Here is a 14942-nt window from a genome sequence, read left to right on the forward strand (position 1 = left end):
CGGCCTTTCCCGCGCTCACGCACTGCTCTCCATGACAAGATGATGAATATGCACACAATGACTGATCCGGAAGATAACTGGCTGTGGATCATCGGTCCGGGGGCCATCGGGCGCCTGCTGGCGGCTTCGCTGATGGCAGCGCGCCAGCGAGAGCTGCGTGAGCAGGGGGCAACCGAGCTACCGCGTGTCCTGCTGCTGGGGCGTCAGGCAATGGCGGGGCAAGCAGTCGTGCTCGACATGACCACACCGGAATCACACGCTGTTAGCGCAAAGATAAATTATTCAACAATTGACACACTGCAAGGCTCTCCATCTAAAAAGCCTTCCGCCATCTGGCTGACGACCAAGGCCCACGGCGTACCCGCCGTCTGGCAGCAACTGGCACCACATATCACGCCCGAGACTTCCGTGACCTGCTGGCAGAATGGCCTGAGTGCTCAGCCGTGGCTGACCGAACGCCACGCCAACCTGCTATGCGCCAGCACCACCGAAGGCGCCTGGTTGCCAGCCGAGACTGGCGCAAACACGACGCCTGACGCTGGCTCGACAGCGGATGACCTCCAGCACCTTGGCGTGCAACACGCCGGGCGCGGCCACACCTGGCTGGGCGCATGGCAGAGTGACGGTGATGGCGACGGTGACGGCGATCCCGACCGTCAGTCCCACCAGGCCGCTCTCGTGCAATGTGACTGGCTCAAGGCTGCAGGGTTTGCGTGCGAGCGGACGCCAGACATCCAGACTCGCCTGTGGCACAAGCTGGCGATCAATGCGGCGATCAATCCCCTGGTGGCACGCTATCGCATTCGCAATGGCCAGCTGCGCGACCGGCCATTTGCGCCAATGGTGCGCCAGGCGGTCGAGGAGATCAGCGCGGTACTGGATAGCGAAGGCATCCCTGCCCCGGGGGAAGGCTGGCAGGCGCTGGTCGAGCAGGTCATCCGCGCGACCGCCAACAATCGCGCCTCGATGCTGCAGGATGTGCTCGCCGGTCGCCCTACCGAGGTCGAGGCGATCCTTGGCCCATTGCGCCGCGCCGCCGCCCGACATGGGCTGGCCCTGCCCTTGCTGGATGACCTCTACTGTCAGCTGAGCACGCCGCAGCGCTGAAACCGGCATCACAATCATCCCAGCGACTCCAGCCAGACAAGTTAGCCTCGCTTCTCTCCCCAGATGACGCGCATAAAAAAGACCCGCCTCGCGAGAGACGGGTCACAAGCAACAGCCAAGCTGTCGAGAGAGAGCAGTACTGGCAGCCTGTCAGCCTCAAGCACGACGGTGTGCATGACGCTGGCAGGCAACCGCTGGATCAGTGACCAGCACTCATCCAGATATCAGGCTTCAGCGGTGGAAGCGCTCTGAGGCTTCACGCGCCAGCTCACGGATACCATCCCAGTCACCCGCATCGATCAGTTTCTGCGGCGCAACCCAGCTACCACCGACACACATCACGTTCTTGAGCGCGAGGTAGTCAGCGGCGTTGCTCAGGGAAATGCCACCAGTCGGGCAGAAGCGAGCTTCGCTGATCGGGCCACCGAAGGACTTGATCGCATTGACGCCGCCCGCGGCTTCCGCCGGGAAGAACTTGAAGCGACGGTAACCGTACTGCCAGCCCGTCATCAGCTCAGAGACGGTCGCGACACCCGGCAGCATCGGCACGCTGCTGGTCACGCCATACTGGTACAGCGCTTCGGTGGTGCCCGGCGTGACGATGAAGTCGACACCCAGCTCTTCCACCTGGCGATACTGTTCCGGCGTCAGCACGGTGCCGGCACCGATGCTGGCGTTGGGCAGCGCTTCACGCATCAGGCGGATGGCTTCCAGCGCGCAGTCGGTACGCAGCGTGACTTCCAGTACGGTCAGGCCACCTTCATAAAGGGCCTTGCCCAGCGGTACGGCGTCCTCGATGCGCTCGACGGCGATCACCGGCAGCACGGAGGCTTTCTGGCAGATGCTGTCGATCTCGGTGGTGCGAGTCGACGGAAGCTGTTTTTCAAAGCTCATGGCGTTCTCCTTGTGCCGCGGCCAGCCTCCCTTGTGGCTGGCCGCGGCCGATGTGATCAGGGGGCCCAGTAAAGCGCCAACGGCGCGGACAGGAAGGCACGAATCGGCAGTTCACTGACCGCCTCGACATCGCTCAGCGCGCGCGACAACACGGCCTGCTTGTCGGTCCCCGTGAGATGAAGCACGGTACGACGCGTCTGGCGCAGACGCTCGAGAGACAGCGTGATACGCGCCTGCGGCACGCTGGGTGCACGCATCGGCACACAACAATCCGCACTGGTCAGCGCTTCCTGCAGGCGGTCGCCATCCGGGAACAGCGAGGCCGTATGGCCATCGCCGCCCATGCCGAGAATCAGCGCGGAAGCCGGCCAGGGGAGCGCCGCGATGCGAGCACTCACTTCTGCGCAACCGTCTTCCGGCTCTGCCTCGGCATTGGTCAGCGGATGGAAGGTGGCGGCACTGGCCGCACCGCTCAGCAGGTGCTCACGCACGAAGCGTGCATTGCTGTCATCGGCGTCTTCGCTCACCCAACGCTCATCGGCGAGGGTGATATCGACCCGCGACCAATCCAGCGGCTTGTCGCGCAGCGCGGCAAACAGCGGCTTGGGCGTGGAGCCGCCGGAAACCACCAGCAGCGCACGCGCTGACGGATCAACGTCGAGATCAGCACGCAAGGCGGCGGCCAGATACTCGGCGAGAGAGTGTGCGGTCTGTACGCGCGGGTCCTGCTCAGTCACGGTGGCGCTCATCTCAATACTCCTCATACCAGCTGCGACCGTCGCGCGTGATCATCGCGATCGAGGAGACGGGCCCCCAGGAGCCGGCCGGATAACGGCGCGGCGTGGCGGCGCGGGATTCCCAACCATCGATGAGGGTATCGACCCAACGCCAGGCGTGTTCGATCTCGTCACGACGCACGAACAGATACTGCTGGCCCTTGATGACCTCCAGCAGCAGACGTTCGTAAGCTTCCGGAATACGGCGCTTGGGGAAGGCGCTGTTGAAGTCGAGATCCAGCGGGCCCGGGCGCAGACGCATGCCCTTGTCGAGACCGGAGTCCTTGGTCAGCACCTGCAGGGAGATACCCTCGGACGGCTGAAGACGAATGATCAGCTTGTTGGCCGCCAGCGAGCGCTGGTCCGGATCGAAGATGTAGTGCGGCTGCTGACGGAAGTGGATCACGATCTGTGACAGCTTCTCCGGCATGCGCTTGCCGGTCCGCAGGTAGAACGGCACACCGGCCCAGCGCCAGTTGGAGACTTCGGTCTTGAAGGCCACGAAGGTCTCGGTCTGGGATTCCGTGTTGGCCCCTTCTTCCTCGAGGTAGCCCGGCACGTGCTGACCGTCGACGGCGCCCGCGATGTACTGACCACGCACCAGATCCGTGTTGAGACGCTCGCCGGTGATCGGGCGCAACGCCTTGAGCACCTTGACCTTCTCGTCACGAATGGCGTCCGCGTCCAGGTTGGACGGCGGATCCATCGCGATCAGACACAGCAGCTGCAGCAGGTGGTTCTGCACCATGTCACGCAGCTGACCAGCCTGATCGAAGTAACCCCAGCGGCCTTCGATGCCGACCTTCTCCGCCACGGTGATCTCGACGTGGGAAATCTGGTTCTGATTCCACTGGTTGCCGAACATCGGATTGGCGAAGCGCAGCGCGATCAGGTTCTGGACGGTTTCCTTGCCCAGATAGTGATCGATACGGTAGATCTGGGATTCGTGGAAGACGGCGCCGATCGCGTCGTTGACGACGCGCGAGCTCTCCAGATCAGAACCGATCGGCTTCTCGACCACGACACGCGAGTGCTCGTCGAGGCAGCCAGCCGCCTGCAGATTGCTGCTGATGTCGCCGTAGATACGCGACGGTACGGAGAGATAGATCATCAGCGGGCGCGGCGACGGCTTGCCCTTTTCATCCACACGCCAATCGGCAACTGCGGAATAGCCTTCCACGGTGCTGAAGTCCAGCGCCGCATAGCTGATGCGAGAGAGGAAGCGCTCGATGCATTCCTTCTCGAGGTGTTCCGGCTTGACGCGCTCCTTGAGCGCCGCCTGCACGGTGTCCTTGAAGGATTCGAGGCTGACATCCTGACGCGCCAGACCGATCAGGCGGGTTGCCTTCTCGAGCAGACCGTCACGGTCGAGGTGATAGAGGGCTGGATATAGCTTGCGCTTGGCGAGGTCGCCCAAGGCGCCGAACAGGGCAATATCCACGCCCGGAATGATGTCGGAACTCATGCCGCCGATTTCTCCCGTCGAAACTGCCCTGTATGCCGAAATGACCGACAAGGTGGGCGACTTCGAACCCGCTTCCTGGAAGGCTGCGCAGGCTGGCGCGGCGAGGAGAGGCTCGAATGACACACGGCACCGGGAAGGCGTTGGCGATACATGGCTGGTTATATTAACAACAAATGTAGCGATAACGCCGCTGTCACTCAAGACAATTCGCCCCACAAATAGGTAAACTTACCTAAAAGTGGTAGTCAGCGGCGCTTCCGCTTTCACCTCGTCCTTCGCGCCCCTGGATCAGCAAGTGACCCAAAGAGATGCTTGGCCTACCAGACGAGTGAGGCTAGGATGCCCAGATTACGTAGTTATTTCACTACACAATGGCAGGGTAACAGGCGAATGGCAGTACACGACCTCATCAATCGCATCCGTGAACGTCTCGACGAGCTCAATCGCTCCGAGCGCAAGGTCGCCGACGTCATTCTGGCGGACCCGGCTGCGGCCACCGGCATGAGCATCGCGGCGCTCGCTCAGGCCTCACTGGTCAGTGAGCCGACCGTCAACCGCTTCTGTCGCAACTTCGATGCCAAGGGCTTCCCCGACTTCAAGATCAAGCTGGCCCAGAGTCTGGCCGGCGGCACGCCCTATGTGTCACGCAGTGTCGATCAGAACGATGATGCCGCGGCCTATGGCGACAAGATTCTCGGTGCTACCGTGGCCGCGCTCGACGATGCCCGTCGCGCACTGGACCCCAGACGCATCGAACGCGCCGTCGACTACCTGAGCCAGGCCAAGCAGATCTGCTTCTTCGGCCTTGGCGCTTCAGGCCCGGTCGCGGCGGATGCCCAGCACAAGTTCTTCCGCTTCAACCTGCCGGTCATGGCCTATGAAGACGTGCTCATGCAGCGCATGGTGGCCGCCGCCTGCCATACCGGCGACGTGATCGTGATCATCTCCTACACCGGACGCACCCGCGAGCTGGTCGATATCGCCAAGCTCGCACGCAGCAATGGCGCCGCGGTACTGGGCATCACCGCACCGGACTCTCCGCTGGCACGCGAGTGCACCGAAGTGCTGGAAGTCATGGCCCCCGAAGACACCGATATCTATATGCCGATGACCTCACGCATGATCCACCTGGCCCTGATCGACGTGCTGGCCACCGGCGTGACGCTGCGCCGTGGAGAAGACTTCCAACAGCACCTCAAGAAGATCAAGGACAGCTTGAAGGACACCCGTTTCCCACCGGAGTCTTGAGCACTCGCCATCAAGTCATCAGCCCCAGCCACGGCAATGAGCTCTTCCTGCGCAGCCATTCAACGCGCTACTGACTCTTCAGCGTCACTTGAGCGATCCTTCAGGCATGGCGCGGGGCTTGCACCCGCGTGATCAAGACACAACAATACGCGCCATACCCCCTGACATGCGGTGCTCGCCGCATGATGTCTCATGTCGTGAATGCTGAGGATGCTTCCCATGCGCTGGCTGGCCACTGCTGCTCTGACCCTGATTTCCGCCCTTCCCGTGACCATGAGTCTGGCTCAGGCCGACACCTTCAAGTTCACGGCGATTCCGGATGAAGACGAGTCACGCCTGGTCGAGCGTTTCGACAAGGTCGCCGACTATCTGGAAGAGAAGCTGGGCGTCGATGTCGAGTATGTGCCGGTCAAATCCTACAGCGCCGCCGTCAGCGCCTTCCGCAATGATCAGATCCAGATGGCCTGGTTCGGCGGCCTGACAGGCGTTCAGGCACGTCAGATGGTGCCGGGCTCCGTCGCCATCGCCCAGGGCGTGGAAGACGCTGCCTTCCGCAGCTACTTCATCGCGCGTCGCGACCTCAAGCTGGCCGGCGATGCCGCCGAGCCGCTGGACGCCTTGCCCGACTCCGTCGAAGGCCACTCCTTCACCTTCGGCGCCAAGACCTCCACTTCGGGCCGCCTGATGCCGGAATACTATCTGCGCGAGCAGTTCCAGCAGGCGCCGGACGCCCTGTTCAGCCGCGTCGGTTTCTCCGGCGACCACTCACGCACCATCGCACTGGTCGCGGCCGGCACCTATGACGTGGGCGCGGTCAACTTCGCGGTGTGGGAAGCGGCCGTCAAGGACGGCAAGGTCGACCCGAGCAAGGTGCAGGTGCTGTGGCAGACGCCGGCCTACCCGGATTATCAATGGACCATTCGTGGCGATGCCGACAGCCACTTCGGCGCGGACTTCACCGCCCATGTCACCACGGCTCTGCTGGACATGAAGGACCCGGACCTGCTCGAGAGCTTCCCGCGCTCCGGCTTCATTCCGGCCAGCAACGATGACTACGCGCCGATCAAGACCGTCGGTGAACAGCTCGGTCTGCTGCGCTGAGCTCATGACCCAGGAAACACCCTCTCCACTGCTGCACCTTTCGCAGGACCACCTCGGCCATGGAGCCGAGGTGGTCCTGCGTGATCTGGATATTCGCTTCCTGCCGGGCGAGCGCATCGCCCTGCTCGGCGCCAGTGGCGCAGGCAAGTCCACGCTGCTGGAAGCCCTGCGCGCCGCGCTGCAACAGCGCGACGTAGCGGCCGCCTGGTGCCCTCAACGCCAGGGGCTGGTACCGCAATTGTCGGTCTACCACAACATCTTCATGGGCCGGTTGGACCAGCACTCACGGCTGACCAACCTGCTCAATCTGCTGCGCCCGAAACCGGCTCATTGGCAGGCGGTTGCCACATTGTGCGAACCGCTGGGTATCGCCGGCCTGATGGAGCGCTCCGTCGAGGCGCTTTCCGGCGGTCAGCGCCAGCGTGTCGCCATCGCACGTGCGCTCTATCAGGGTCATGATCTGTTCCTCGGTGACGAGCCCGTCGCAAGCGTGGATCCGCATCAGGCCAGCCAGTTGATCCAGCTGATTCATGCCCGTCACGCCACCAGCGTGGTAGCGCTTCATCAGCGCGAGTTGGCGCTCACTTACTTCACGCGTGTGATCGGGCTTGGCAAACAGGCTGACGGTCAGGGGCACGTGCTGCTGGATGTCGCGACCGACGGACTGACACCCGCCGACCTGGACTTCCTGTACCCCGCAGCGGCGACCCGCGAGTCATCCGATGTCAGCTGACCCCTCCACCATGACGGCAGAGCTGCGCCATCCTCCTCGCTGGTGGCAGGCACGCAGTGACGGTGCGCGCCTGTTGCACCTCGGTGGTGGTCTGGTCATCGCCATGCTGGTACTGGTGCCCTTCGCCGATCTCTCCGTTACCTCGCGCGATCCCTGGCAGGAACTGGGCCGCATGCTGACGGGTCTGGCGTCGCCGGCTCCCGGCGCGCTGGAATCCCCGCTGCACGCTCTGATCCTGACCATCGCTTTTGCGCTGTGGGGCACCCTGCTGGGTGCGCTGATCGGGCTGCCATTGGCATTGATCTACTCTCGCTCGCGCCTGCTGCGGGGTGTCTGCGCCGGGCTGCGTGCGGTGCATGAGCTGTTCTGGGCGCTGCTGTTGCTGCAGGTGTTCGGGCTTTCGGCCGCCACGGCGCTGGCGGCGATCACGATTCCCTATGCGGCGACCTTCGCCAAGGTCTATGCCGAGATTCTCGAACAACTGCCGCAGGCGCCTCTCAAGGCACTGCCCTGGGCCAGCTCGCGCGCGATGCGCTTTGTGTATGCAGAACTGCCGATGGCGTGGCGACGCATGGCCAGCTATACCCGCTATCGCTTCGAATGCGGACTGCGCGCCAGCGTCCTGCTCGGTTTCGTCGGCTTGCCCACGTTGGGCTTCTATCTGGAAAGCGCCTTTCGCGAGGGCCGTTACGCCGAGGCGGGCGCCCTGCTGTGGATCTTCTATCTGCTGATCGCCACGCTCCCATGGTGGGGGCACCGTCGAGCATTGCCGGTACTGGCCATCGCCAGCCTCTGGTGGCTGGGGCCATGGCCCGATGTCAGCCCGACCCTGCTGTGGCGCTTCATCAGCCATGACATCTGGCCGGCGCCGCTGGTCAATGCATCATTCGAGTCACTGACCTCGGGCGAGCTTGCGACAGGCCTGCTGCAGTGGGCCAGCCACCTGCCCGACCTGCTGCCCGCCATCGGCAATACCTTGCTGCTCGGCCTGCTGGGCACCGCCGGTAGTCTGCTGATCGCCATGCTGCTATGGCCACTGGCCAGCCGCCATGTGGGCAACCGCCTCTCGCAACGCTCGACCAACGGCCTGCTGATCTTCCTGCGCACCACGCCGGAGCTGATTCTGGCCTTCATCCTGTTGCTGCTGCTGGGGCCCTCTCTGCTGCCCGCCTGGCTGGCGCTGGCACTGCACAACGGCGCAATAATCGCCTTCCTGTGTGCTCGCCATGCCAACCAGATTCAGCTGCCGCCCAGCCGCCCGCAGGGCAAGTTCGAATGCTGGCTCTATGAGCTCAACCCGCGTGTCGCTCCCGGCATGTTCGCGCTGCTGCTCTACCGCGCCGAGACCATCATTCGCGAGACAGCCATTCTCGGCATGCTGGGGGTGGTAACACTGGGCTTCCATATCGACTCGAGCTTCGAATACCTGATGTTTGATCAGGCATTTGCCTTGCTGGTGCTCACCGCCATACTCAATATTTGCGTTGACAGCCTCGCGCGGCGCCTGCGCCCCAGCGGCGAGATCTCTGAAGACAGCTGCGTGCGCTGACTCCTGCCCTGCCTGCGCAGGAGTAGGCGCTGACTTCATGACGCCCCCGACTCCCCTTTGAGCGAGCCTTCCCATGCCTCAATCGTCACCCGCAGATACCGCCAGCACGGCAAGCGCCAAGCGTGAAGCGCAGCGCATCACCTTGATCGGCGCGGCGCTGGATGGCGTGCTGGGTGTCGCGAAGCTCGTCATCGGCAAGCTAGTCGGCTCGCAGGCACTGATCGCCGATGGCATCCATTCCCTGTCAGACCTCGTGACGGATGCCTTCGTGTTGGTGGCGACTCACTACGGCCGCCAGGCGCCGGATCGCTCACATCCGTGGGGGCATGAGCGCATCGAGACGCTCGGCACCCTGGTGCTTGGCAGCCTGCTGCTGGCCGTGGCGGGCGCCATTGGCTGGGAGGGCATCCTGCGCAGCGGGGAGCTGATGTTCGGCTCACTGACCATCCCGCTACCCGGCGCGCTGGGCATCGGCATCGCGATCATCTCGCTGCTCGGCAAGGAAGGTATCTTTCGCGCCACGCTCAAGATCGCGCGCAAGCAGAAATCCAAGCTGCTGGAAGCCAATGCCTGGCACTCGCGCAGTGATGCGCTCTCCACTGTGGCGGTGCTGATAGGTCTGATCGGTACCCAGCTGGGGGCCAGCTGGCTGGATGGCATCGCGGCGGTCGTCGTTGGCGTGATGGTGGGCAAGATCGGCGCCTCATTGGCCTGGGAGGCCTCACGCGAACTGATCGACACCGCCCTGCCACGTGAACAACAACACGCCATGCGTGAGTGCTTGCTGTCACTGCCGGAGGTGCGTGGCGCACATGACCTGCGCAGCCGCACGCTGGCCGGCCGTATCGTGCTGGAAGTCCACTTGCTGGTCGCGCCACGCATCAGCGTCTCGGAAGGCCATGCCATCGGTCATCATGCCGTGGCTCGCCTCAAGGCCGAATTCCCCCAGCTCAGTGATGTGCTCTATCACATCGATCCTGAAGACGACTCGCATCTCGGCCAGGCCAGCCTGGCGCAGCCCACGCTGAAGCAGCCCCTGCCCCTGCGTAGTGACATCATCGTCGCACTCGATGAATGCTGGCAGCAGTCGCCTCTCTGGCAGGCGCGCAGCGGCCTCACCCTGCATTACGTCAACCATGTCGCTACATCTGCTGGCACCGACTCGTCAGCCCCGCATGTGGATATCCTGCTGGAGTTGCCGGGTTGTGCTACGCAAGCCATCTCGGAAACGGCTCAGCAATGTAACCACGACGCTGACTCACGCAACACATCAATCGCCGAGATGGAACGCCTCGCAGCGGGTATTGAGTGGTTTGGCCAGCTGGAGATTAGCGTGATGTCACATATCCACCAGCGCTGACGTGTGGGTTACACTGCAGGCAAAGGCAGGCATGGCATCCTGCACTTCAGAGGCAGGCTTGGGTTGATCCCACATCGTTCAAAAGCGCTCAAAGGCGTTCCAGGTATCGTCATCAAGACCAGAATTCACCCTCGAACTCAAAGACAGACATCCACCAGACAAGGAGCACGCCATGAGCAACGCATCCGGCGAAATGCACAAGACACGTATCATCAGTGAGCTGAAAGGTTTCATCCGCAAGCTGCTGCAAGACCCGAAGATTCTCGAGCAGTCACTGGTCGTGGCGCGAGCGCGCCTCAAGGAAGGGGCAGAACAAGGAAAGAATGAGCAAGCGGTGCTGGCCATCATCGCCAACGAGATTTCTGACACTACCAGCATCCATATCCCGGAAGATCCCACAGAGCACTCCGATGCAGACAAGCTGTTCCTGGAGCTGCTGAAGGATGTGGTTGAGGAAGAAGAAGCTCTTTATTAAATAACCAAGCAATAAAGCCACCCAGGGGTGGCTTTATTTAACTACTTATGTCTTAACCGCGGCAATTTTGGGGCAGATACTGATCTTCAACAGTAGAAGCTGTGCAGTTCCATGTAATAGACCCCAGCTCTGCACCAGCAGCGTCGGTAACTACAGGCGTAAGTACCACAGTATCTGCGTCGACGGCAGCACTAGCATCAACACCCATAGTAGCAGTAATAACGCCTTCATCTACTGCAACCTGTGAGACATAAGCACCATTAACAGTAGCAGCTGCTGGAATGCCATTAGTTTCGCTATCAATACCAGCCAAATCACCGGTATTAGCGTAAATTTCAGCGACAGCTGTCTTCAAGCCACTTGCCAAATTGAATGCTTCAGTAACCTGTGAGCGCGCCACGTAATCTTGGTAACGTGGAATTGCGATGGCCGCCAGAATACCGATAATCGCCACAACGATCATCAGCTCGATCAATGTAAAACCAGATTGCTTGCGTGTCATGGTGTGACTCCCTTGCATTTGCGTAGTGAGATCAGGTCGTACGTCCTGAAACCCCGGTTACCTTCCCTGACCAGCAGGATGTTACAGAAGAATGTCAGTATGGGCGTTTGTTTCTAATATTCCCAACAACATTTTCATCAGCATAACATCTTGATATCACGGGGTGTCGACCGGACGGGACGAGTGATACCACAGCCACAGTTCAGGTGCCATTGCCATGTCGCAAGACGCTTGCTTGGCGGCGCTGACGGCTGCTTGTTTGTTACAATAGATTACACTCGGTGACATTGCAAGCAACGAACACAAAAACTTTGTGATCGAGATTCAGGCTCTCTTCAACGTTACTCCCGACCCAACAGTGTTTGGCCAGCTCCTTCCACTCACTCTATCCCCTTCTCATGTCACGAATGCGCCATTCCTAGCGCTGGGCAATCCAGCTACACTCTTCTGCAAGACGATGTTTGTAATACGATGGCTGCCGCACCACAGTTCACGCACAGCGCATCAGTGCCTGCTTCATGTTTGAAGCAGCGAGAGTAGCCCCATCGGCAACTGCAACAGGAAGAGTGTCATGCCCCAGTCAGAACACACGCTAAAAGGATTTGCCGCCCGACTGGTCGACTCTGGCCTGCTCGAACCACAGGCAGCACAGCTGGCTGAACAGGAAGCCAATGAGGCCGGGGAAAGCCTGTTGCTGCATATTATCGCGCATGGCCTGGTGACGGCACGTGACGCGACATTGGCAGCCGCTTGGGAATACGGCCTACCGTATGTGGATCTCGATGCCCTTCGTATCGACTCGCTGCCCTCCATTGATGAGCTGCCCGAGAAGGTCCTGCGCAAGCTGGGGGTATTGCCACTCTATCGTCGCGAGCATCGCTTGACCGTCGGCGTGCCCTCCCCATCGACGCTCACGCATCTTGATGAACTGCAATTTGCCACCGGCTTGTCGATCGAGAGTGTCCTGGTCGCTGCCGACCAGCTGACGCCAGCACTGGAGCAATACCTGGAAGCCGGCGAAGAAAGCGCCATGGACATGCTGAGCGAAGATGGCGAAGCACTCGATGGGCTGGATTTCGAAGGCGAAGAAGATAACAACAACGATCTGGCCATCACGGCCAGCAGTGATGATGCGCCAGTGGTGCGCTTTGTTCACAAGGTGCTACTGGATGCCATCAAGCGCGGCGCATCGGATATCCACTTCGAGCCCTACGAATCCACCTATCGTATTCGTTTTCGTATCGATGGCATGTTGGTCGAGAATACCCGCCCGCCCTTCAATATGCGCAACCGGATCTCGGCGCGCCTGAAAGTCATGTCGCGCATGGATATTTCCGAGCGCCGTTTGCCGCAGGACGGCGCGATCAAACTGCGTCTGTCCAAGTCCCGCTCCATCGACTTCCGTGTCAACACTCTACCCACTGTGTACGGCGAGAAGCTGGTGCTGCGTATCCTTGATCCCAGCTCTGCCAAGATGGGCATCGAGGCGTTGGGTTTCGAACCTGAACAGCGCGCCATGTTCGAGAAGACGCTGGATCAGCCGCAGGGCATGATTCTGGTCACTGGGCCTACCGGTAGCGGCAAGACCGTAACGCTCTACACCGGGCTGAATATCCTCAATACTCCGGAGCGCAATATCTCGACGGCGGAAGACCCGGTCGAACTCAAGGTAGAAGGCGTCAATCAGGTCAACGTGCTGCCCAAGATAGGCCTGGATTTCGCCTCGGCCCTGCGCGCCTTCCTGCGCCAGGATCCCGATGTGGTAATGGTGGGGGAAATTCGTGACAAGGAAACCGCCGAGATCGCCGTCAAGGCAGCCCAGACCGGTCACCTGGTGCTTTCTACCTTGCACACCAATTCTGCCCCCGAGACACTGACACGCCTGAGCAACATGGGGATTGCCCCTTTCAACATCGCGAGCTCCGTTTCGTTGATCATCGCTCAGCGCCTTGCTCGCCGCCTGTGTACCCACTGCCGCCAGCCCGCGGAGATTCCACCTGAGGCGATGGCCTCGATGGGCTTCAGTGAAGACAATGGCTTCAGCGCAGCAGAACTCGAGGCGGCGACCATATTCCGTCCCGTCGGTTGCAGCCAGTGCACGCTGGGTTACAAGGGGCGAGTCGGCATCTATGAAGTCATGCCGATCTCGGATGAGATGAGCCGCTTGATCATGCGTGAGGGCACCGCCATCGAGCTGGCAGACCAGGCGCGCAAGGAAGGGCTTTCAGACCTGAGGCGTAGCGGCTTGCGCAAGGTGATGTCGGGCATGACCTCGCTGGAAGAAGTCAATCGCATCACCAAGGACTGAGCCACTGCAACTGACCGAGCATGTAATGGTTGTCCATGCTGGCGACAGCGATCAATACGCCAGATAGCTGACTTTTGCTCAGTCATCAGGCACATTGAAGACAAGATGACCCAGGCATTGATCATGGCTCGACCTTCAATGCCTGCTCCCCATTTATCAGGGAACGATAACTGACATGGCAACTCCCAGAACTGCCAAGAAAGACAAGAAAAAAGCGGGCATTGAAACTTGGCAATGGTCGGGCAAGAACTCGCGCGGTGAAAACGTCAAGGGCGAGCTGATGTCGGCCAACGTCGATCAGGTCAAGAACACGCTGGTCAGCCAGGGGATCGTGCTCAAGCGCCTGCGCAAGAAGTCCTCCCTGTTTGGCGGCAGCAAGAAGGTCAGTGGCAAGGATGTCACCATGTTCGCCCGTCAGATGGCGACCATGATCCGTGCTGGCGTACCGGTACTTCAGGCATTTGGCATCGTGGCTGAGAGCATGAAGAGTCCAGGCATGCGTCATCTGGTCGAAGACATGATGAATCAGGTGGGAGCAGGCGCCAGCTTTTCGGAAGCCTTGCGCAAACACCCCCAGCATTTTGATAACCTGTTTGCCAATCTTGTCGAAGCCGGCGAACAAGCTGGCGCCTTGGACAAGATGCTTGACCGTGTCGCGACTTATAAAGAAAAGATTGATTCTCTCAAGGCGCGCGTCAAGAAAGCCCTTTATTACCCTATCGCCGTGATCGGTGTCGGGATCGGGGTAACAGCGATCCTGTTGATCAAGGTAGTTCCGCAATTTGAAAGCCTTTTCCAAGGCTTCGGCGCAGAGCTGCCAGCATTCACCCAGCTGACGATTACCTTATCCGAGTATGCACAGAATTATTGGTATGTGGCATTAGGCGCGATAATCCTGACCGTCGTTCTTATTGCACAGGGAATCAAGCGCTCTGAGAAGTTTGCCTACGCCAGTCACCGCTTCATGCTCAAGGTACCGGTGCTCGGCGATATTCTGGATAAATCGTCTGTCGCTCGTTATTCACGCACATTGGCTACGACCTTCCAGGCAGGTGTGCCCTTAGTGGAATCACTTGATACTGCCGCCGGCGCCTCAGGCAACAAGGTCTACGAGCGCGCCATTGCCCAGATCAAGGAAGATGTCTCTACTGGCCAGCAGCTGAACTTTGCCATGCGCAATACCCAGTTATTCCCGACACTGGCAGTACAGATGGTGGCGATTGGCGAGGAATCCGGCTCACTGGATGCCATGCTCAACAAGGTTGCGGATTTCTACGAAGAAGATGTCGACAACAAGGTAGATGCCCTGACCTCACTGCTGGAGCCCTTGATCATCGTGGTACTAGGCACCCTGGTGGGCGGGCTTGTAGTCTCGATGTATCTTCCCATCTTCGAGCTGGGCAACGCGATCTAGAACGCCGCCT

13 protein-coding genes are annotated in these 14942 nt (G+C 60.6%); 9 read left to right on the forward strand and 4 right to left on the reverse strand.

Annotated features, from left to right (window positions below):
• Positions 1-48 precede the first annotated feature (48 nt).
• Positions 49-1107, forward strand: a complete 1059-nt coding sequence (locus ACJJV2_RS13375) for a ketopantoate reductase family protein (protein ID WP_405281607.1) — start codon at positions 49-51, stop codon at positions 1105-1107.
• 231 nt (positions 1108-1338) lie between these two features.
• On the opposite strand, the gene ACJJV2_RS13380 is transcribed toward ACJJV2_RS13375, so the two are convergent.
• From ACJJV2_RS13380 to zwf, 3 genes are read right to left on the reverse strand one after another with little or no spacing between them, the layout of a single operon-like run.
• Positions 1339-2001 (reverse strand): bifunctional 4-hydroxy-2-oxoglutarate aldolase/2-dehydro-3-deoxy-phosphogluconate aldolase, encoded by a 663-nt coding sequence (locus tag ACJJV2_RS13380; RefSeq protein WP_043332465.1) that lies wholly within the window; start codon positions 1999-2001, stop codon positions 1339-1341.
• 56 nt (positions 2002-2057) lie between these two features.
• On the reverse strand, positions 2058-2750 hold the full coding sequence (gene pgl, locus ACJJV2_RS13385; protein WP_054555072.1) for a 6-phosphogluconolactonase: 693 nt from the start codon (positions 2748-2750) through the stop codon (positions 2058-2060).
• 1 nt (position 2751) lies between these two features.
• A complete protein-coding gene (zwf, locus tag ACJJV2_RS13390) occupies positions 2752-4242 on the reverse strand; it encodes a glucose-6-phosphate dehydrogenase (protein WP_405281612.1) in 1491 nt (496 codons plus the stop codon).
• A 390-nt stretch (positions 4243-4632) separates the two neighbouring features.
• On the opposite strand from zwf, the gene ACJJV2_RS13395 reads away from it, so the two are divergent.
• The 6 genes from ACJJV2_RS13395 (at position 4633) to ACJJV2_RS13420 (ending at position 10708) form a co-directional block, all read left to right on the forward strand.
• Positions 4633-5490: a MurR/RpiR family transcriptional regulator gene (locus tag ACJJV2_RS13395; protein WP_043332471.1), complete on the forward strand. Its 858-nt coding sequence runs from the start codon at positions 4633-4635 to the stop codon at positions 5488-5490.
• Between the two features lie 219 nt (positions 5491-5709).
• Positions 5710-6591 carry a putative selenate ABC transporter substrate-binding protein gene (locus ACJJV2_RS13400; protein ID WP_279836464.1) on the forward strand — a complete coding sequence of 294 codons (882 nt, stop codon included), beginning with the start codon at positions 5710-5712 and terminating at the stop codon, positions 6589-6591.
• Positions 6592-6595: 4 nt separating this feature from the next.
• Positions 6596-7324 carry an ATP-binding cassette domain-containing protein gene (locus ACJJV2_RS13405; RefSeq protein ID WP_405281616.1) on the forward strand — a complete coding sequence of 243 codons (729 nt, stop codon included), beginning with the start codon at positions 6596-6598 and terminating at the stop codon, positions 7322-7324.
• Positions 7314-8873, forward strand: a complete 1560-nt coding sequence (locus ACJJV2_RS13410) for an ABC transporter permease (protein WP_405281619.1) — start codon at positions 7314-7316, stop codon at positions 8871-8873. The genes ACJJV2_RS13405 and ACJJV2_RS13410 overlap by 11 nt, the downstream gene beginning before the upstream one ends.
• 73 nt (positions 8874-8946) lie before the next feature.
• The gene (locus ACJJV2_RS13415; protein ID WP_405281622.1) at positions 8947-10233 is read left to right on the forward strand and encodes a cation diffusion facilitator family transporter; all 1287 of its coding nucleotides are present in this window, start codon (positions 8947-8949) and stop codon (positions 10231-10233) included.
• A 172-nt stretch (positions 10234-10405) separates the two neighbouring features.
• Positions 10406-10708 (forward strand): hypothetical protein, encoded by a 303-nt coding sequence (locus ACJJV2_RS13420; RefSeq protein WP_405281625.1) that lies wholly within the window; start codon positions 10406-10408, stop codon positions 10706-10708.
• Positions 10709-10760: 52 nt separating this feature from the next.
• Here ACJJV2_RS13420 and ACJJV2_RS13425 read toward each other — a convergent pair whose 3' ends face one another.
• Complete coding sequence (locus ACJJV2_RS13425; RefSeq protein ID WP_405281628.1) at positions 10761-11210, reverse strand: pilin; 450 nt, start codon at positions 11208-11210, stop codon at positions 10761-10763.
• A gap of 571 nt (positions 11211-11781) precedes the next feature.
• On the opposite strand from ACJJV2_RS13425, the gene pilB reads away from it, so the two are divergent.
• Both pilB and ACJJV2_RS13435 read left to right on the forward strand, forming a co-directional pair.
• A complete protein-coding gene (pilB, locus tag ACJJV2_RS13430; protein WP_225347624.1) occupies positions 11782-13518 on the forward strand; it encodes a type IV-A pilus assembly ATPase PilB in 1737 nt (578 codons plus the stop codon).
• 175 nt (positions 13519-13693) lie between these two features.
• The gene (locus ACJJV2_RS13435; protein WP_225347623.1) at positions 13694-14932 is read left to right on the forward strand and encodes a type II secretion system F family protein; all 1239 of its coding nucleotides are present in this window, start codon (positions 13694-13696) and stop codon (positions 14930-14932) included.
• Positions 14933-14942: the final 10 nt, after the last annotated feature.

The organism is Cobetia sp. Ld8 (assembly GCF_045066615.1).
Classification (GTDB): domain Bacteria; phylum Pseudomonadota; class Gammaproteobacteria; order Pseudomonadales; family Halomonadaceae; genus Cobetia; species Cobetia amphilecti.